At 62.4% G+C, this 18920-nt stretch carries 15 protein-coding genes; 8 read left to right on the forward strand and 7 right to left on the reverse strand.

All coding sequences use genetic code 11. From position 1 onward, the window contains the following. Positions 1–99: 99 nt before the first annotated feature. Positions 100–2310 carry a GGDEF domain-containing protein gene (locus tag C7S18_RS17985; protein WP_170113341.1) on the reverse strand — a complete coding sequence of 737 codons (2211 nt, stop codon included), beginning with the start codon at positions 2308–2310 and terminating at the stop codon, positions 100–102. Between the two features lie 168 nt (positions 2311–2478). On the opposite strand from C7S18_RS17985, the gene C7S18_RS17990 reads away from it, so the two are divergent. The 5 genes from C7S18_RS17990 (at position 2479) to deoD (ending at position 9706) form a co-directional block, all read left to right on the forward strand. Further along, entirely contained in the window at positions 2479–5544 is a 3066-nt protein-coding gene (locus C7S18_RS17990) for a WD40 repeat domain-containing serine/threonine-protein kinase (RefSeq protein ID WP_106892866.1), read from the forward strand. Between the two features lie 109 nt (positions 5545–5653). Continuing rightward, entirely contained in the window at positions 5654–6451 is a 798-nt protein-coding gene (gene deoC, locus C7S18_RS17995) for a deoxyribose-phosphate aldolase (protein WP_106892867.1), read from the forward strand. A gap of 2 nt (positions 6452–6453) precedes the next feature. Next, positions 6454–7773, forward strand: a complete 1320-nt coding sequence (locus tag C7S18_RS18000) for a thymidine phosphorylase (RefSeq protein ID WP_106892868.1) — start codon at positions 6454–6456, stop codon at positions 7771–7773. Further along, positions 7770–8987 (forward strand): phosphopentomutase, encoded by a 1218-nt coding sequence (locus tag C7S18_RS18005; protein ID WP_106892869.1) that lies wholly within the window; start codon positions 7770–7772, stop codon positions 8985–8987. Before C7S18_RS18000 ends, C7S18_RS18005 begins: the two co-directional genes overlap by 4 nt. Then, complete coding sequence (gene deoD / locus C7S18_RS18010; RefSeq protein WP_106892870.1) at positions 8984–9706, forward strand: purine-nucleoside phosphorylase; 723 nt, start codon at positions 8984–8986, stop codon at positions 9704–9706. Before C7S18_RS18005 ends, deoD begins: the two co-directional genes overlap by 4 nt. A 693-nt stretch (positions 9707–10399) precedes the next feature. Here deoD and C7S18_RS18015 read toward each other — a convergent pair. The 4 genes from C7S18_RS18015 to dnaX all read right to left on the reverse strand — a co-directional run bounded on the left by C7S18_RS18015 (position 10400) and on the right by dnaX (position 13878). Further along, a complete protein-coding gene (locus tag C7S18_RS18015; RefSeq protein ID WP_106892871.1) occupies positions 10400–10744 on the reverse strand; it encodes a histidine triad nucleotide-binding protein in 345 nt (114 codons plus the stop codon). A 419-nt stretch (positions 10745–11163) separates the two neighbouring features. Then, positions 11164–11766, reverse strand: a complete 603-nt coding sequence (gene recR, locus C7S18_RS18020; RefSeq protein WP_106892872.1) for a recombination mediator RecR — start codon at positions 11764–11766, stop codon at positions 11164–11166. Beyond that, positions 11766–12089 carry a YbaB/EbfC family nucleoid-associated protein gene (locus C7S18_RS18025; protein WP_106892873.1) on the reverse strand — a complete coding sequence of 108 codons (324 nt, stop codon included), beginning with the start codon at positions 12087–12089 and terminating at the stop codon, positions 11766–11768. The genes recR and C7S18_RS18025 overlap by 1 nt, the downstream gene beginning before the upstream one ends. A 73-nt stretch (positions 12090–12162) precedes the next feature. Beyond that, positions 12163–13878, reverse strand: coding sequence for a DNA polymerase III subunit gamma/tau (gene dnaX / locus C7S18_RS18030; protein WP_106892874.1), 1716 nt, complete (start codon positions 13876–13878; stop codon positions 12163–12165). A 251-nt stretch (positions 13879–14129) separates the two neighbouring features. On the opposite strand from dnaX, the gene C7S18_RS24260 reads away from it, so the two are divergent. Together C7S18_RS24260 and C7S18_RS18045 are read left to right on the forward strand one after the other, a co-directional pair. Further along, complete coding sequence (locus C7S18_RS24260; RefSeq protein WP_170113342.1) at positions 14130–15116, forward strand: DUF3011 domain-containing protein; 987 nt, start codon at positions 14130–14132, stop codon at positions 15114–15116. Between the two features lie 94 nt (positions 15117–15210). Further along, a complete protein-coding gene (locus C7S18_RS18045; RefSeq protein WP_106892875.1) occupies positions 15211–15585 on the forward strand; it encodes a VOC family protein in 375 nt (124 codons plus the stop codon). Between the two features lie 26 nt (positions 15586–15611). Here the strand turns inward: C7S18_RS18045 and C7S18_RS18050 are convergent, their stop codons facing one another. Continuing rightward, positions 15612–16034 carry a DoxX family protein gene (locus C7S18_RS18050; RefSeq protein ID WP_106892876.1) on the reverse strand — a complete coding sequence of 141 codons (423 nt, stop codon included), beginning with the start codon at positions 16032–16034 and terminating at the stop codon, positions 15612–15614. A gap of 504 nt (positions 16035–16538) precedes the next feature. On the opposite strand from C7S18_RS18050, the gene C7S18_RS18055 reads away from it, so the two are divergent. Next, entirely contained in the window at positions 16539–17099 is a 561-nt protein-coding gene (locus C7S18_RS18055; protein WP_146151995.1) for a hypothetical protein, read from the forward strand. A gap of 6 nt (positions 17100–17105) precedes the next feature. Here the strand turns inward: C7S18_RS18055 and C7S18_RS18060 are convergent, their stop codons facing one another. After that, on the reverse strand, positions 17106–18842 hold the full coding sequence (locus tag C7S18_RS18060) for an ArnT family glycosyltransferase (protein WP_170113343.1): 1737 nt from the start codon (positions 18840–18842) through the stop codon (positions 17106–17108). Positions 18843–18920 lie beyond the last annotated feature (78 nt).

Consider the following 18920-nt stretch of genomic DNA (forward strand, 5'->3'; position numbering starts at 1 on the left):
GGGTCATCCTGAAGTGACACAGGTCCGCTCACACATGGCGCGGTTTCATGCCGCCGCCATGTGTTCTGGCGCACGTCGATCCGCTGACGTTCTACCGGCTTATTGCCCAGCCACGGCAAACGTATTGCGTCCCGCCGCTTTGGCAGCGTAGAGCGCGTCGTCGGCAAGCTTGATCGCAACGTTGCTGTCCTCGACATTCTGCAGCCACGCGATGCCAATGCTGGTGTGGCAACGGATCGCGTAAATGTCGATCTGCATGGGGGCCTCCATGGCCTTCAGCAACTTCTCGGCGATATGGCGGGCGTCGTCGACGGCCGCGCAGTCCTCGGCAATGATGACAAACTCGTCGCCGCCAATGCGGGCAACGAGATCCTCAGTGCGAATCGACTGGCGCAGTCGCTGGGCAAATTCACGAATGACTTGATCACCCGCGGAGTGACCGTAGCGGTCGTTGATCTGCTTGAAGTGATCGATATCGAGGTACAGCAAGGCCAGGCCTTGGTGATGCCGTTGATTGCGCGACAACGCCGTGCGCAGACTCAAGTCGAACCAGCGCCGATTCGGCAGGCCGGTCAGCGCATCCGTACGCGACAGCTCTTCCAATTTGCGCTCCGCGAGCTTCATCGCCGTGACATCAAACGCCAGCGAGTAGAAGCCGCGGATCTCGCCGTCGGGGGCACGATCGGGCACATAGCTGACACGGAAGAAGCGTTCGACGCCGCCATCGTCGATGCCCGACGATTCGAAATCAGCGCGCTCGCCGGCCAACACCTGATCAATGTGCGGCTTGATTTGCGCATAAAGCTCGGGCGTGCGCGTGGCGGCAACTGTCTGCCCGATCATGTTGTTCGGGTCCGCCCGGAACACCGAACGGTAATGCGCATTGACAAACTGATAGCGGCATTCCCGATCCAGGTAGGCAATCAGCGCCGGGGTCTGATCCGAGATGTTGCGGAGCAATCGCTCGCTGGCTTCCAGCGCCTTTTCGCTGCGTTGCTTCTGCGCCAGCGCATCGGCCAGGGTGCGATTCGAGCGTCGCTGCTGCACAAACAGCACACCAAGCGACAGCAGGCCCAACACCGTCATGGCGAGGACGGCGAGATTCAACCGCTCCCGATCTTCGGACGATTGCTCACGCGCCTTGGCCAATGCCGCTTCGGCTTCCAGACGTTGCAGTTCGAAATTCTGCTGGGCGTATTTCAGTTGGGCATCGAAATCTTCGCCGGCCTGAGCGCGCTCCTGTCGATCCAGATCGCGCTCCCGCTCGATCAATTCGTGCACCAGCCGCCGTGTCGTGTCGTAGTCGTGCCCGTGATCGGCTTCCAGACGGACCAAGTCGCGGAGCACGCGCAGCGCGTCGCGTTCGAGCTTCAAGCTGTCAAACGATCGGTACGCCAGGCGCAGGCGAGTGATCGCTTCGTTCCAGTTGCCGAGATCCATGGCCGCCAGACCAAGCACCTCCTGACCCAGGCCTTCGAGCTGTGAGTTCTTCAACTTGTCCGCGAGCCCCAGAATCCGCGTGCCTGCCGATACTTGCTCGGCCGCATCGCCGCGCGACCGTGCCAGGCGCGCGAGCTCCAAGTCCAGTTCGGCCGCAAGCTTGGGGTCGCGCATCGTCTCGATGACGGCGCGACCGTTCGACAGCGCGGCACGCGCCTGTTCGTTGTCTCCGAGAAATCCGCGGGAGCGCGCCAGGTTGCGCCAGAGCCGGGCCTCGATACCGGGCGATTTCACGTTGCCCAGTGCTTTCAGACCTTTTTCGGCTGATTCGATGGCCAGTGCATGTTTGCCGATGCGATCACTCATCGACGACATGGCCAGATAGATGTCGGCCAGCAACTCAGCATCGGGCACACGCTCAAGCTTCGCGCGGGCACTGCCGAGCACTTGTTCGCCCCGGGCAAAATCCTGAATAGCGAACCGCCCGCGTGCCTCGGCAATCTGGCCGCGCACGGCGAGCAAAGTTTGACCGATTGCATCGGCGGCTTCGGCGGCCTGCAGGCCAGCATCGCGCTGACATTCCCAATTGGCCAGAACCCGGCAGGCATTGGCCTTGGCCAGCAATAAGGTGACTTGCTCTAGGCTGCCCGGTGGTGCCGCAACGAGCGCCTTCTCGATCTCGCTCAGCGCTTCGATTGGCTGCTCGAGCGCTTTGTCCTCCAGCGGATGCCGCGGCAGGTTGGAATGAACCTGCTGGGCAAGACCCTGCAGTGACACCAGGATCAACAGCAGCGCAACAACGCTGCGGCGCCAAGATCGGACGCCTGCACGAAGACCAGCGGCAATGCGCAGTCGGGATAGGTGAGTCATGGCCCTGCTTTGAATCCTGACCCAGTGTAACGCCGAAGCCTCGAGGCAAACAGGGCGTGACGACAATTGACCCAAGTCACAGTCGGCATCGGCTCTGGCGTCCTGAGTTGCTTGGCCCGACACGCGTTGTCGACCGCAAGGCGGGCGCTTTCGGGCTAACATCGGGCCATGGAGATCCGTTTATGCACCGATTGCGGCCACTGGTCCGAGCGCGGCAAGACCCGCTGTGGCCGTTGCGGTGGTGCCATCACGCTGGCCGATGAGGTCTCGCTGCTCGGCCAGGAATTGGGTCGGTATCGGTTGCAGTCGGTGATCGGTTGTGGCGGCATGGGTATTGTGTTTGCCGCCGAGCATCTCGGCCTGGGTCGGGAAGTCGCGATCAAGGCGCTACTGCCAGAGCTGGACCACGCCGACATCATCGAGCGCTTTCAGCGCGAGGCCAGGCTGCTTGCCGGGCTGAGACACCCGCACATCATCGAGATTTTCGACTTTGACATCAGCAGTCAGGGCATGCCGTTTTACGTCATGGAAAGACTGCACGGGCTGTCCTTCGGCCAGGCCCTGGCGCGCGTGGGCCGCCCGCTCCGCCTGACCGAACTGAGCCTGGTCTTCGTCAGCGTCGCGCGCGCACTGGACTATGCCCATCGGCAGCAGATCATTCATCGCGATCTGAAACCTGAGAACGTCTACCTCGCACATGGCGAGCTGTCGACCGTTGTCAAACTGCTCGACTTTGGCATCGCCAAGCGGCTCACCAAAGACAATCAGCAGTCACGACTGACCGAGACCGGCGCCGTGCTCGGGACCCCTTTGTATCTGAGCCCGGAGCAGTTGGCGGACGAGCCACTCGGCCCGGCCTCGGATCAGTTTGCGCTTGGCCTGATGTTTGCCGAGTGTCTGATTGGCGCACCGGTGCGTGGGCAGCAATCCCCGACTCAGATGCTACGCCTCGCGATGCAGGGCGATGTATTGGATGCCGGGCAATGGCAAGCGATTCCTGATGCCTGTCGCGCAGCGCTGCGCCGCGCATTGGCGTTTGCGCCGGACGCGCGGTTTCCGAACTGCCTGATGTTCATCGAGGCATTGGAACTGGAGCGTGAACCGATCGATACCGCGTGGATAGAGTCACTCGGGCTCGGTCAATCGCGCCTGGTCCCAACGCCCGCCCCCGCGACCACGGCACTGGACCGTTTGCCTGACGCTGACGACAACCGACCGATGGCACTGACGACGCCCGCGCCGGCCGTGACTCGGGCGCCTACGCCGGTAACCCGCCAGTCCCAAGGTCCAAACGCCACGGTAGTCGCAGCCAAGGCGCAGGCTCGGCCGCGTCGATGGTGGCTGGCGCTTACTGGCATGCTGGTGCTCGCCGTGTTTGTCGGATGGTACGGGTGGTCAAGATCGGGAACTGGTGACGCCCCTTGGACTCAAGGCGCAGTGCAGGTTAGACCGGGTCCGAGTCTGACGCTACCTGCTGATGCGGGCTATCTGGTCGGTCTGCTTGACGCTGAGGCCTATTTCGAATCCTCGAATGGCCACTACGTGCTCAGCCTCGATGACGATCTGCCGATCAGCGCGGTGCCGTCGAGCGAACGGATTCTTGGCGCCAGCGAGCAAGACGAACTGTTTGTGCAACAGGGCAACACCGTCAGTCTGCGCGCACCCCGGGGCGGCGACCAGAAGACCTTGGCAACGGTGCCTGACGACGCTAGCTGGATTCGGCTCGACCCCGAGGGAACCTGGCTTGCCTATGTTCAGGGCGACGCCGTGCACTGGTTTGCAACCAAGTCACCCGCAGCCGTCCGTTCGCATCCGCTATTGCGCGCCAGCGTGCAGTTCATGGCAGTCCGCGATGGGCAGCTGTTGCTCGCGCGCTATCAGCCAAACGATGTACTGATCCTGGAATTGGCGACCGGCGAGACGCGCTTTAGCACGCGCACCGACGTCAACCGCGTGTTCGATATGGCGTGGCAGCCTACGCTGAATCGCTTGGCGATCTGCGGCTTCTCACCGATTGTCGAAATATTTGATCTGACCCGGCCCGACCGCCCGGTGCGTCTGACGGTCCCAACGCAATGCCAGGCCGCCCTGTGGATTCCGGAGGGCCCAACGTTGTTGCTGCGCGCCGACCGCAGCCTGGTGCGGTGGTCCGAGCAAGCGCAGGCGACCATGCCCTGGCCCGGAAAAGTCGGGAGCGCTGGCGCTATTTTGGCGCGGTTTGTCGCGCGCGATGGCCGGGTCTGGTTGTACGAGCCTGAGCTGCACCGTTTGCAGCAGATCGAGTTGGGGCCAGAACACTTGCAGACGTTGAACGCGCCGACGGGCGTCGAGCCCTGGGACCTCGCCGTCGGCCAGGACGCCGTGTATCTCGGGCTGTCGAATGGCTTGCTGGTCGCGATCGAACCGCAAGGGACCCGAACTCTGAGCGTTCACGACGCCGGCATTACGGACCTGATCGATGCTGGGGATCGCTTGGCGAGCGCGTCTGATGATCGCACCCTGGCCGTCTGGAAAAAACCGGAACTCAGCGTGGCTTGGCGGAGCCGCGGACACGACTTTCTGGTCAATCAACTATGGCTCGCGCCAGATCAGCAGCGTCTATGGTCGAGCTCCTCCGATGGCCTGGCCAAGCAATGGCGCTGGCCCGATCTGGAGCCGATGCAGCAATTGGATTTGAGTGCATTGTGTGGCCACCCGCGGACGTCTTTGCACGCTGTCTGGCTGAATGCGGCCCAGGACCGAGCGTTGTTCGGCACCTGGGACAGACGCCTGTTGTGGCTAAAACGCGACGGCGATCTCTGGCAATGCAAGAGCTTTGACGTGGCCAGCGGCGGCGGATATCGCCTGTTGGAAGTGCCAGCGGTGCGCGCCGTGTTACTGGAGGGCACCGAACCAAGCCGGTTGTACGCCTTTGACCTCGACACCGAGCGCTTGAGCCGGCTTCCGGATTTGGGCTTCGACCTGTTGGGGCTTAGCCGCAGCCCGCGACCCGATACGGCCTTGGCAGCCGGCCTCCAATCCGTGCTGTTGATTCGTGGGACCCGGAATGCCGACCAGACACTGAACTGGCAATTGGAACCAAGAATGTTGCACGGCCTCGGTCGCGGCTATGCCGCCGACTATGCACCGGCCCAGCACGGATTTGTCGTCGCTGACGACCAAGGCCAGGTCAAGGTCGTGCCGCTCACCCTGTTTCCGGGTTTGTTTGAAACCACCGCCGAGAACGCGCCATGAATTGGCAGAAGCACATCATGACGCGCGCGGCATCAACCCTCACGCTGAGCGAGCCCACGGCTTGACTTGAGTCAAAGCTTTGAGCCATCCGCCCGCTATGGTCCGGGACATGAACGCGCCCGATTCTGCTGCCATTGCTTCTGCCGACTTGGCCAACCTTGCCCGTCGGACCTTGCCATTGCTGGACCTGACGAGCCTGAATGAACAGGACACGCCAGTCTGTATCCGAAGCCTCTGCGAACGCGCTGCGACGCGTTTTGGCAAAGTCGCAGCGGTCTGTGTGTATCCCGAGCACGTGCACGGAGCTCGCGTTCATCTGGCCGCGATCGGCAGCCCCGAAATTCGCGTGGCGACTGTCGTCAATTTCCCCGACGGCAGCGCTGATCCGGAGCGGATCAAACGAGAGACCTGGCGCGCCGTGTCGGCCGGCGCCGAGGAGATCGACCTGGTCATTCCCTGGCGCTCGTTGCTCGCGGGTGATTCGGTCGCCGTCAGCGCCGCCGTCGACGCTGCACGCACCGCCTGCATCAGCTTGCCGCTTAAGGTGATCCTCGAAACCGGCGAGCTCAAAGATCCCGCGTTGATTCGTCATGCCGGGCAATTGGCCATTGATGCGGGCGCGGATTTTCTGAAGACTTCCACTGGCAAGGTGCCCATCAATGCCACGCCCGATGCGGCGCGGGTCCTCTGTGAGTTGATCCGGGAGCAAGCGCGGCCTGTAGGCCTGAAGATTGCCGGTGGCGTGCGCCGAACGGAAGATGCGGGCGCGTATTTGGCCATCATTGAACACACGCTTGGCGCCGCATTCATTCATCCAGCCCGTTGCCGGTTTGGTTCCAGCGCACTGCTCGATGACCTGCAGAATGTGCTGTCCGGGCAGCGCCAGCAGGCGCGCGGCGGCTACTGATCATGGCCTACCCGCCGCAAACGGTGTTGGCAGCCGTGCGCGACGGCCAGCCGCTGAATCCCAAAGCGCTGCATGAGTTTGTCTGTGGCATGGCCGACGGTCGAACCACCGAAAGTCACATGGCGGCGTTTGCGATGGCCGTGCGCCTCAAAGGGCTCAATGCGCGAGATACCACCGCCCTGACACTGGCCATGCGTGACAGCGGCGAACGCTTGACCCGCGCCCACCTCGGCGTGGATGCACCGCTGATCGACAAGCACAGCACCGGTGGGGTGGGCGACGCGGTGAGCCTGCTGCTCGCGCCCATGCTCGCGGCGTGCGGTGCCGCGGTACCCATGATTTCGGGGCGCGGCCTGGGCTTTACCGGTGGCACGCTCGACAAGTTGAGCGCTCTGGCCGGCTATCAGGCTCAGGTCGCGCCAGAGCAGCTGCGTCGCTGCCTGCAGGAAGCGGGCTGCGCGATTATTGGCGCTGGCGCCAACTGGGCCCCGGCAGATCGACAGCTTTACGCCGTCCGCGATGTCACGGCGACCGTGGACGCCACACCGTTGATTGTTGCGTCGATTCTGTCGAAGAAGCTCGCCGTGGCGCTCGATGCCTTGGTGCTGGATGTGAAGTGCGGCTCCGGGGCCTGGTGCCAATCCGAGGCGGAGGCGCGCGAGTTGGCCGAGGCACTCGTCCGCGTCGCGACCGAAGCCGAACTGCCCTGCTCGGCGTTCATCACCGACATGAACCAGCCGCTGCTGCCCGCAATCGGCAATGCCACCGAGTTGAACCTAGTGCTGGATCTGTTGCACGGCGTGGGCACGGCGCCGCGCTTCGTCGAACTCTGCCTCACGCTTGGGAGCTTCCTGCTGACCCGGGTGGGCCTCGCATCCAGTGAACCCGAAGCACGGCGGGCATTGCGCGAAGCCTTGGACAGTGGTGAAGCGTTGGTCCGTTTTATCAAGATGGCGCGGTGTTTGGGCACTGATGCCGATTTGGATCGCGCCCGCTGGCGCGCGCCGTTGGCGCCAGTCAGCCTGCCGTTGCGCGCCGATCAGGATGGCTGTCTCGAACGTATGGACGCACGTCGTCTGGGCGAGTTGGTCGTTCAACTTGGCGGTGGCCGTTTGCGCGCGTCGGATTCGATTGATCCGAGTGTCGGCTTCTCACAGATCCGAGCGCTGGGCGACCACCTTGAGGTGGGTTCGCCGATTCTGATGGTGCACGCCCGCAATCTGGAATCGGCCAGCTGGGCCTTGGCCGAAGCGAGACAAGCGATTCGGATCGGCTCGGCGATCGCGCCGCTGCCACTCGTGCTCGGGAGGGTGCAGGCATGAGCAAGGCGCTGCTGCTGATCCTCGACTCGCTCGGTATTGGCGCGGCCCCCGACGCCGACCGCTTCGGCGACCGTGGTGCTGATACCCTTGGCCATATCGTCGCGCATTGTGCAACAGGCCGAGCCGATGTCGGTCGCCACGGTGCGTTGCAGATTCCGAATCTTGAAGCACTCGGATTGCTTGACGCCTGGGCCGCCGCGCACGGCCGAGCCCGCGCGTTCGAGATCCGCCCAGGGCAATGTCACGCGGTACTGCAAGAGCGCTCCAGCGGCAAAGACACCACATCCGGACATTGGGAACTCTGCGGCCTGCCCGTGCAATTGGAATGGGGCTATTTCCGCAAGCCGGACGCCAGCATGCCAGCAGCATTTCTCGACGCGTGGTGCGTGGAAAATCAACTCACAGGCGTGCTCGGCAACTGCCATGCCTCGGGCACCGAGATCATTCAGCGGCTTGGACCGCTGCATATCGAAACGGGCCAGCCAATTGTCTATACGTCGGCCGATTCGGTGTTTCAGGTTGCCGTGCATGAAAGGCACTTTGGGCTGGAGCGACTGGATGCAATCTGCCGCAGCGCGCGTCGAATGCTGGACCCCTACAACATTGCGCGGGTGATCTCGCGACCGTTTATCGGGCCCAGTGATGGCATGTTCAAACGCACCGGCAACCGCCACGACTATTCGATGCCGCCGCCTGGACCGACCTTGCTTGACGCTTGGCGCGCGCAAGGGCGCGAGGTCATCGGTATTGGCAAGATCCCCGATATCTTCGCGGGAGTGGGTGTCTCGAAGGCGGTCCCGGCGCATGGCCTGAACGCGTTGCTTGATGCCACGCTCAAGACCTTTGCCGATGCCCCTTCGGGCAGCTTGGTGTTTTGCAATCTGGTCGATTTCGATTCGGAGTATGGGCATCGCCGCGACGTGCCTGGCTACGCCCGTGCACTCGAATATTTTGATCAACGTCTGCCTGAACTATTGGCCCTGCGCCAACCTGGCGACCTGATCGCAATCAGCGCCGATCATGGCAATGATCCCAGTTGGCCCGGCTCGGATCACACGCGGGAATGTGTGCCTTTGCTGCTGATGCATGAGCAGATCATCCCCGGCTTTGCGGGCATTCGCACCAGCTTTGCCGATCTGGGACAAACGCTGGCGCAGTGCTTCCGACTTCCCCCACTTGCTGCAGGCACGTCCCTGCCCTGGATGGCCTCATGAGTACCGCCCATATTGCGGCGGCCCCCGGCGCGTTTGCGCAAACGGTGCTGCTTCCTGGCGACCCCATGCGGGCGCGACATATCGCCGAGAACTTGTTGATCGACGCCATGGAAGTCACCAACGTGCGCGCGATGTGCGGGTTCACCGGCTGGTGGAAAGGCCACAAGGTGTCGGTCATGGGCACCGGCATGGGCATTCCGAGTTCGTCCATTTATGCCACGGAGTTGGTCCAGCACTATCAGGTCAAGCATCTCGTCCGGGTTGGCACGTGCGGCGCCGTGGCAAACGACTTGAATCTCGGAGACATGCTGCTGGCATCCGGGGCGAGCACGGACTCGCACGTAAACCGCACCCGGTTTGGCGGCATGGACTTCGCGGCGATCGCCGACCCGGGACTCGTGCAAGCGTTGGCGCAAGAAGCTTCCTTGCAAAAGCAGAAACTGGCGATTGGAAACGTCTTCAGCACGGACTTGTTTTATTCGCCCAGAAACGATCTGCTCGAAACGCTCGGGCGCATGCGCATTTTGGGGATCGAAATGGAGGCCGCCGGTTTATACGGATTGGCCGCCGAGCACGGGGTATCGGCGCTCGCCGTGCTGGCCGTGTCCGATCATCTCCGCACGCAGCAAGCGTGGCCAAGCCGGCAACGACAAGTAGGGTTGGATCAGCTGTTCCGCCTGACCCTCGATGGGCTATTGGCAGGTGGTTATCTGAACTGAGCACCGGCGGCCATGGCGTCGACCGGTTGAAATCGCAGCTCCTACAAAACCTTCGTTTCAATGCACGCCTGCGGCTAGCTCCGTTGCTTTTGTAGGAGGGCCTTCAGGCCCGAATCAAGCTTGCCGCAAGTTCCGTTCGCGGCTGAAGCCGCTCCCACAAAACCTTCGTTTCAATGCACGCCTGCGGCCAACTCCGTTGCTTTTTGTAGGAGGGCCTTCAGGCCCGAACCAATCTTGCGGCTAGCTTGATTCGCGGCTGAAACCGCTCCCACAAACGCTTCGGTTTCAATGCACGCTTGCGGCTAGGTCCGTTGCTTTTTGTAGGAGGGCCTTCAGGCCCGAATGAAGCTTGCCGCAAGGTCGGTTCGCGGCTGAAGCCGCTCCTACAAAAACCATCGTTCCAGACCGCGCTTGCGGCTAGGTCCGTTGCTTTTTGTGGGAGGGCCTTCAGGCCCGAACCAATCTTGCGGCTAGCTTGATTCGCGGCTGAAGCCGCTCCTACAAAAACCATCGTTCCAGACGGCGCTTGCGGCTAGGTCCATTGATTATTGTGGGAGGGCCTTCAGGCCCGAAACAAGCTTGCCGCAAGTTCCGTTCGCGGCTGAAGCCGCTCCTACAGCCACCTATGGCGAACCCCTGGCAAAGCCGCAACGTGTGCGCGCATGCAGCGCACACGCCGCCATCCGATGCGGATCAGCCTGGCGGCCAACTCAGGCTGCGGCCAGCCAAGAGATGCAGGTGAATGTGGAACACAGTCTGGCCGCCGTCGGCATTGCAATTCATCACGGTGCGATAACCGCGCTCGGCAAATCCTTCCTGCTTCGCATAGCGAGCGGCAGCCAGCGCGAGGCGGCCGACCAACTCGGCCTGATCATCCGCAAGGTCGTTGAGCGTTGCCACGGCCTGTTTCGGGATGAACAGCACGTGCACTGGGGCCTGCGGATGAATGTCCTTGAAGGCGAGCACATGCTCATCCTCATAGACAATCTGGGCGGGAATCTCGCGGCGGATGATCTTGGCGAAAATCGTGTCGGACATGGCATACCTCGGCAATTGATAATCTGGCAGGAGAGTCGTTGAACTTCCTGTTCACCTACTTTCGTTTCGAGTCCGCCGCGTGCTCCGATGCGAAACCCGCACTAGCGCTATGCACTAGCGCAGGCGGGCCATCCGTGGACTGCGTGATCAACCAGGCCGTGTCGTTCAGATGCGGCTCGGTTGCTAAGGAGCCCCTGAACAAGTTCAGAGGCGATTCGGGCCATGGATGGCCCGCCCAGAATCAAGCACGCAAGTGCTTGATTCTGGAGCACTGAGTCCGGACACGTGCCGGACTCAGCGCGGGTCTGAAAGTCCAGGATGGACTTATGCAGACCCTCCCTAGCGGATCGGCACGGCGGCAATCATGCCAGAGCTAAGCCTTTCGGACACGGCGGCATCTCAGACGTGCCGCTGCTGGCTCAGCGTTCCACCGGCATGCGCCCGCCGAAGGCATGTGCGAGTGTGGTGCGGTCGACAAACTCGAGCTCGCCGCCCAGCGGCACACCATGGGCCAGACGTGTGGCCTGAATCTGCCGGTTCACCGCCATCTGGCTCAGATAGTGCGCAGTGACCTCGCCTTCGACGGTGGCGTTGGTCGCAATGATCAACTCGCGTACGTCGCCCTCATCGAGTCGTTCGGTGAGTAACGGCATGCCGAGCTCATTCGGCCCGAGCCCATCAATCGGACTCAACCGCCCGTGCAATACAAAGTAGCGCCCCCGAAAGCCTGTGGCCTGTTCAATCGCGAACAAGTCCTGCGGCCCTTCAACCACGCACAACAGGCTGCTGTCGCGCGCGCCGGACAGGCACAAGTTGCAAACGTCCTCTTCGCTCAAGTTGCGGCAACGTTTGCAGTGACCCACCCGCTCGATCGCCAGCGCCAACGCTTTGGCGAGCTTGGCGCCGCGCTCCCGATCCCGCTCCAGCACGTGCAGGGCCATGCGCATCGCGCTCTTGGCACCTACGCCCGGCAATACGCGGAGCGCATCGACCAGGTCATCGAACAGCCTGGAGCCGCTCATCAGAACGGCAACTTGAAGCCCGCCGGCAGGCTCATGCCCTGGGTCACTTCGGCCATGCGCGCCTTGCTCTGTTCCGCAATCTTGTTGACCGCATCGTTGGTTGCAGCCGTGATCAAGTCTTCGAGCATCTCGATATCATCGCCCACCACGGCCTTGTCGATCTTGACCCGCTTCACTTCGTGCGCGCCGTTCATCACGATCTGCACCATCCCGCCACCAGCCTGACCGGTGACCTCCAGACGCGCCACTTCCTCCTGCGCCCGCTTGAGGTTGTCTTGCATTTTTTGGGCTTGCTGCATGATGTTGCCGAGTGGTCCACGCATATCCAGGTTCCTTGCGATGTTTTGATATTGAGCGCACTTTGGGCGCTGACAGGCTGCACGGCAGCCATTCGATTTAGTTCAGTGAGCGAATACTGCCCGGCACGATCTCGGCATCAAAGGTGCGAATCAGCGCCTGCAGCAGCGGGTCGTTGGCCACGGCCTGCTCCGCTTCGCTTTGCTTGCGCGCTTTGTTTTCGACGGCTCGTGCCGCCGGCGTCAGCATGCTGGTGCCCACGTCCTTCAGATCAACCTGCAGACTGATCGGTCGCGCGAGCCAAGCCGACAGTGCATCGGTGATCGACTTCAATCCGAACTCGGATTTCAGATGTTCGAGTTGCGGCGAGAGGGTGAACTGCACGCGTTGGTCGACCTCAGCCACAAATACCAGATTCGCGGCGAATTCCTTGGTCGGACCACGCAACGTACTGGTTTCGACGAACTGGGCGTAGCGCTCGGCATCGAGACGCAGCCCAGCAGCCGGACTCGTCGCCACTGCGGCAACGGAAAGGGGCGCCGCCTGCGCTGCGACCAGTGCTGCTCGGGGCGGCTCCCCCAGGTCCATGCTCGGAGCCCGCCGGACGGGCGGCACGCTGGTTGCGAACGCGGTCTCGGCACGGGGACTCTCGTTGCGCGGCGCGGTATGGTGTTGCGCGGATGTTGGCGCGCGCGCGGCGGTCGCCGAACCGGGCTGGGGTGCCCGTTCGCCCGCGCCACTGCCCGGCTTGAACGCGAGCAACCGGAGCAACGTCATTTCAAAGCCCGTTCGCGCACTCGGCGCCAAATACAAATCCCGGCGACCGTGGGTAACGAGGTGATAGAACAGCTGGACCGTCTCGGGCGCCAGTTGGGTCGCCAAGTTCGCGCAGTCCCACGTGTCCTCGCCGGCAGCCTCCGGCAGCAGTTGGCGCAACTGAATCGCATGCAGAAGCTCGGCCAGCGCATCGAGCACCTGCGCATAGTCGGGCTGGAAGGTGGCGGTGCGCTGGATGCGTTCGGCCAGCAACACATGATCCTCGGCAACGATGGCTGCGAGCAGATCGCGGACGCCGCCCCGATCGATCGTGCCCAACATCGTTCGGACATCGGCTGCCCGCAGTGAGCCACCGCCAAACGCCACGGCCTGGTCCAGGAGGCTCAATGCATCACGAAGCGAGCCGTTACCGGCGCGCGCGATTTCGAGCGCTGCCTCGGTGTCGGTCGGCACATTCTCGGCGGCCACGATCTTGTCGATCTGGGCACGAATCTCCGGCACTTCCAAGCGCTTCAGATTGAACTGCAGACAGCGCGAGAGCACCGTCACCGGCAGCTTCTGCGGATCGGTGGTGGCAAGCAGGAACTTGGCGTGCTCGGGAGGTTCTTCCAGCGTCTTCAACAGCGCGTTGAACGCATTCTTGCTGAGCATGTGGACTTCGTCGATCAGATACACCTTGTATTGCCCGCGCGCCGGCTTGTACTGGGCGTTCTCGATCACTTCACGCACGTCGTCGACGCTCGTGTTGCTCGCAGCGTCGATTTCAAGCAGGTCCATGAAGCGACCCGCGTCGATATCGCGGCAGGCCGAGCATTCGCCGCACGGGTCGGCACTCACGCCACGCTCGCAGTTCAGCGATTTGGCAAAGATTCGCGCGATCGTGGTCTTGCCGACACCGCGGGTACCCGTGAACAGGAAAGCGTGATGGATCCGCCCGGTGCTGAGCGCGTGCGTCAATGCGCGCACGACATGCTCCTGGCCGACCAGTTCGGCGAAGCGTTTCGGGCGCCATTTGCGGGCAAGTACCTGATACGACATGGGAGAATCCTGTTAGGCCGGACATTGTGCCATTGCCGGGCCGGGCATGCGATGGCTGGGGCCGCCGGGAATTCGGAATCGCTCAGCGAAGCGCCTGTGCAATCCACCACAGTTTTCCCTGAACGCGTCCATCACACTGCTGCAAATCATTGATTCTTCGACATTCAGCCAGGGCTGCACCGATCCATCGCAGCATTGCGATGGCAGCGCCAGAAGGCGCACAATCAAGGTCTCGTTGGGAGGAGCCAAGTATGCACGTTGTATCCAAAATTCTGATCGGTTCTCTGTTCGTCTTGTTTGGGGCAGAAGCCCTGGCGCAGGGCAAGTCGGCCTCTTACGCGTTGATTCGTTGCGAGTCGCGCCGCGGTGGCGAAAACTTCTGCCAGGCCGATACGGACCGCGGCGTGCGCTTGTCGCGCGAAATCTCGCGCGGCGCCTGCCAGCCTGGCAGCACTTATGGTTTCGACCGCGAAGGCATCTGGGTGGCCGATGGTTGCTCGGCGGAATTCGAAATGGGCTGGCACGGCGGCCAGTCGCAGACGCCGGGCTATGGCTGGGGCTACGACGACGATCCCGATGAAGGCGACACGTTTGTCTGCGAGTCGTACAACAACCAGTACGAAGAATGCGAAGTTGGTGCCCGCGGTGGTGTGCGCCTCGTGCAGCAATGGAGCCGCAGTCCATGCGTCGAGGGCCAGACCTGGGGTGTCGAGCGGGGAACCGTGTGGGTCGATAACGGTTGTCGTGCCGAGTTCGAAGTGCAGCAGTATCTCGGCGGCGGTCGCCCGGGTTCGGGCCATGGTCAACAACCGGGTTACGGTCAACAGCCTGGTTACGGCCAACAACCAGGTTACGGCAACGACATGATCCGTTGCGAATCCCGCGAGAACCGGCAAGTGCGCTGCCCGGCGAATGTCGGTCGCGGCGAAGTGGAAATCGTCACCCAGCTCAGCAAGTCGCCATGTATCGAAGGCAGCAGCTACGACTACGACCAGCAGTCGATTTGGGTGTCGAATGGTTGTCGCGCTGATTTCCGCGTCATCGCTTATGTGCAGGCGCAGTTGGTCCGTTGTGAGTCGAAAGAACAGCGTCGGCGGGAGTGCCCGGTGCAAGGTCGCAGCATTCGCTTCTCGCGACAACTCAGCAAGACTGCGTGCATCGAGAACCAGACCTGGGGCATCAATCGCTTTGGCGTGTGGGTCGATCGCGGTTGCCGCGCCGAGTTCGAAGTGCGCTGAGCCACGTCAGCTATGACGCGAGTTTTGCGAGCAGCCGCCTTCGGGCGGCTGCTTCGTTTGGCACGCCCAATTCCTTAAAACATGGAGGACCGCCGTGACCGTATTGAAGACGCGACTGACACCTGCACTGCTGGTTCGCGATTTGTCCGCGACCTTGGATTTCTATCAGACGCTCGGCTTTGTCGTGACCGGCGCCTATCCGGATGCCGCCGCGCCCACCTGGGCGGAGGTGACGCGCGATGGATTGTGGCTACAGTTCCATACTGAGCCACCACGAGGCACACCACCCACACCGATGTTCAGCGGAACGCTGTATTTCTACTCGAGCGACGTCGCAGCGCTTGCGGACGCATGGCGCGGTCAGGTGATGTTTGCGTGGGGGCCCGAGCAGATGCCGTATGGGGCGTTCGAGTTTGGGCTGCAGGACCCCAATGGGTATTTCCTTGGCTTCAGCGACGCTTGCGACTGATCCGTACCAGGCGATTGCAGCGCGGACTATGGCCGCCGCCGGCCCTGCTGGAGCGCGAGTGCCCATAAGCTGACGATCAGCAGCACGCTGTACTCGGATCCATTCCGACCCAACCCAACCACAAACCATCCTGCCTCGGCGTGCACCATGACAATCCCGAGCACGTAGATGCCGCTCAGCACCAGATTCAGCGGCAGCAACAGTCGCCCCAATGCGAGCAAGATCGAGCCGACGATTTCGATGGCGGTGACCGCGGCGGCCAGCCAGATGCCAATCATCAGTCCCTGATCATCGAGAAACGCACCGAAGGGCCGAACGCCGCCAACAAGGAGCCGCGCCCAGCCATGGGCGCCGATCAGGACCGCGAGCGTCAGGCGTAGCATCAGCCAGCCAATCCGGGAGCGGGCCTGGTCATCGAGTTGTTGAATACGGCTGAACGGATTCGGCATGGTTGCAACGGATCGGGTGAAAGCGGGCGGCCCATCATGGCAGCAGGAGCGCAAGTCGCTGGCGCGCGCAACTTGGCAGCCCGATGTGCCGGTCTTGTCCAAGCACCGAGGCGACAAGGCGCGGGCGCCGATCCGATCGGACCTGGCCGTTCCGCTAGGGAGGGTCTGAATCAGTCCATCCTGGACTTTCAGACCCACACCGAGTCCGGCACATGTCCGGACTCGGTGCCCCAGAATCAAGCACTTGCGTGCTGGATTCTGGGCGGGCCATCCATGGCCCGCATCGCCTCTGAACTTGTTCAGAGGCTCCCTAGGGCGCGCCAGACATGCTGCATCCAGGCCACGCCGCCACGAACATCAATCTGCAAATTCGAGATTGTGCTGCCCTGGGCCGATGACCAGGATTCGTTTGCTCGGATCAAGACACCGGCTGTTCCGGACCAGGCACCTATGGTTTGCTCGGGGGCCTGACAATCAGTGCCTCGTGCCAACCCGGAGTGTCCCGTGAACCTACGACTAAAGCTGTGCCTTGTTCTAGCCTCGTTACTGCCCTGCTGGGCTAACGCGACCGACGGCAGCCCCACCGCGGATACCGCAGTGGGCGCCAACCAGACGCCCACTGCGCCGTGCAGTCACGCGCGCTATCACGAGTTCGATTTTTGGCTCGGCGAATGGGACGTGTTCGGCGCGAAGGACCAGCTGGTGGGTCGCAGCAGCATCACGCGCACGCTTGGCGACTGCGTCATTCACGAGCACTGGCGCAATGCGACAGGGTCCGTCGAGGGCAAGAGTTTCAATATCTTCGATGGCCTGAGCAAAGTGTGGCGTCAATACTGGGTCGACAACTCGGGCGGAACGCTGATGTTGGAAGGCCAATTTGCAAACGGCCAGATGGTGTTGATTGGGACACGCCCGAACCTGCAGACTGGCGCGCCCCAACAGCAGCGCATCACGTGGACGTCGAATTCCGATGGCACCGTACGCCAACACTGGGAGACGTCGGATGATGCTGGCAAGAGCTGGCAGACATCATTCGACGGTTTGTATCGGACCAAACGGGACTGATGACTGTCAGGGCGGCGTTTCGGCTGACACGCACTCGTCGCGAATCGCATCCAGACCAAACAGCCACATCTGGCGACGGTTGGCGACCGTGCTGTGCCGCAGGTTCGTCGCGCTCACACAGTGGTCGACGAACTGCTTGTTGGCGAGCACGTAGCGCTGCTTGGGGGCACCTTTCAGCCACGCGATCGCGCGCGCCAGCTGCACGTCTTTCGGCGTCTTGTAGCCGAAATCAACGATCGACCGATCGGCCTGCAGCAAGTCCTGTTCCTTGAACGCAACGGTTGCCAATTGGTCATCAGGACCGAGCTTGCTGGCCACTTCCTCCATCAACTCGCGCGCAGAACTGCTGCCATCCAGCACCGGCATCGCAACCACGGAAATGCCGAGCCAGAACGCCGTGAGCGCGGCATACGCGCGATACGGCACCCGTAGCGTGCGAAGCCCGAACAGCATACCGAGCATCGAGGTGCCCAGCACGATTAGCAGGATCCACAGATAGACGAACGAAGCATGCGGCCCGCGCGCTTCGATCAGACTGCGCTCCAACTTTGGTTCGCCGAAGTAGGCGGCCAGACCGATCAGCAGACTACCGAGTGCCAGCAAGCCGACAAAACCGAGCAACAGACGCTGATAACCAACGCGCCGTTCGGCCACTGCGAGCACCGGCGCAAATGCGAGCACCAGCATTGGCAGCGCCGGCAGGATGTACATATCGCGTTTCGCCGGCGACAGCGAGAAGAACAGCACCACGAGCAGCGCAAACAACAGCGGTGCCAGCACCTTCACCCGACGGACATGCCGAGCTTTGCGCCAGGCACCGACGACCCAGGGCAGCACCAGCATGAGCGGCAGCCACATGCTCAGCATCACCCCAACGAAGTACCACGGCGGCTGGAAATGATGCTTCGGCTTGGCATAGCGCTCGGCCGTTTGCCCAAGCAAAATGTCGCGCGCATAAGCGAGCTGTTCTGGCGTGTGTTCGCGCCACACGGTCCATAGCATCGGGACGACCCAGATGCCAATCGCCGCAAGCAGCACCAACATGCCGAGTGGCCATCGAATCCCAGCGTGCGCGCGGGCTGCCCGCTGCGCGTCGGGAGCCAAATAGCGATGCCCGGGCAGGCTCAGTTTGGCGGCCAGCCACACACTCAATGGCATCAGCAGTCCGAGCACGCCAACGCCCTTGGTGATCACCCCGACGCCAGCGAAGAAAAAGCCCAGAAACCAGAATCGGCGCGCTCGGGGATCCATCGCTTCGCGCAAAAAGCAGTAGGCCGATGCCGTGATCAGCGCAATGACGACCGGATCGATCTGTGCGCGCTTCATCATGTACGTGAAGTGCACGGTGAACAGCAGCGCCAAGCCCGCCACCTTGGCCACACGTACGCCATAGAACCGCCGCGCCAGATCGAAGCACAAACCAACCGTCGCCAGCGCCGACAGCAGACTTGGCAGCATGAACGCGAGGCGCCAGGAACCGCTGATTTGGTAAAACAACGCCTGCAGCCACATGAAGACGGGGGGCTTGTCGGAGTACAGCTGGCTGCCGCGCTGAGGAAACAGGTAATCCCCCGTTTCGACCATCGTCCGGGCAACCAGGGTAAAGCGCGGTTCGTCGGCGGGCCAAGGGTCGCGGAGGCCGATTCCGGCGCCAACCACCAACGTGGTCAACGCCAACAGCCACAGAAGGGCGCGACCGTCACGGGTCTGCCACCAGCGCTTGTTTGCTGGAGTCTGAGTCATGTTGGCTGCTCCCGCCGCTATCAAAGCCGTCATTGTCGCATGGGCGACCGCTGCCAGTAGAAAGCGCGGTCACTTTTG

This window comes from Ahniella affigens (assembly GCF_003015185.1).
Classification (GTDB): Bacteria; Pseudomonadota; Gammaproteobacteria; order Xanthomonadales; family Ahniellaceae; genus Ahniella; species Ahniella affigens.

Coding starts and splice junctions, on each gene's coding strand:
- C7S18_RS24260 (WP_170113342.1), top strand. CDS start 14,130: ATGCACGTTGTATCCAAAATTCTGATCGGTTCTCTGTTCGTCTTGTTT.
- recR (WP_106892872.1), bottom strand. CDS start 11,766: ATGAGCGGCTCCAGGCTGTTCGATGACCTGGTCGATGCGCTCCGCGTA.
- C7S18_RS17990 (WP_106892866.1), top strand. CDS start 2,479: ATGGAGATCCGTTTATGCACCGATTGCGGCCACTGGTCCGAGCGCGGC.
- C7S18_RS18005 (WP_106892869.1), top strand. CDS start 7,770: ATGAGCAAGGCGCTGCTGCTGATCCTCGACTCGCTCGGTATTGGCGCG.
- deoD (WP_106892870.1), top strand. CDS start 8,984: ATGAGTACCGCCCATATTGCGGCGGCCCCCGGCGCGTTTGCGCAAACG.
- C7S18_RS18050 (WP_106892876.1), bottom strand. CDS start 16,034: ATGCCGAATCCGTTCAGCCGTATTCAACAACTCGATGACCAGGCCCGC.
- C7S18_RS17985 (WP_170113341.1), bottom strand. CDS start 2,310: ATGACTCACCTATCCCGACTGCGCATTGCCGCTGGTCTTCGTGCAGGC.
- C7S18_RS18025 (WP_106892873.1), bottom strand. CDS start 12,089: ATGCGTGGACCACTCGGCAACATCATGCAGCAAGCCCAAAAAATGCAA.
- C7S18_RS18060 (WP_170113343.1), bottom strand. CDS start 18,842: ATGACTCAGACTCCAGCAAACAAGCGCTGGTGGCAGACCCGTGACGGT.
- deoC (WP_106892867.1), top strand. CDS start 5,654: ATGAACGCGCCCGATTCTGCTGCCATTGCTTCTGCCGACTTGGCCAAC.
- dnaX (WP_106892874.1), bottom strand. CDS start 13,878: ATGTCGTATCAGGTACTTGCCCGCAAATGGCGCCCGAAACGCTTCGCC.
- C7S18_RS18015 (WP_106892871.1), bottom strand. CDS start 10,744: ATGTCCGACACGATTTTCGCCAAGATCATCCGCCGCGAGATTCCCGCC.
- C7S18_RS18000 (WP_106892868.1), top strand. CDS start 6,454: ATGGCCTACCCGCCGCAAACGGTGTTGGCAGCCGTGCGCGACGGCCAG.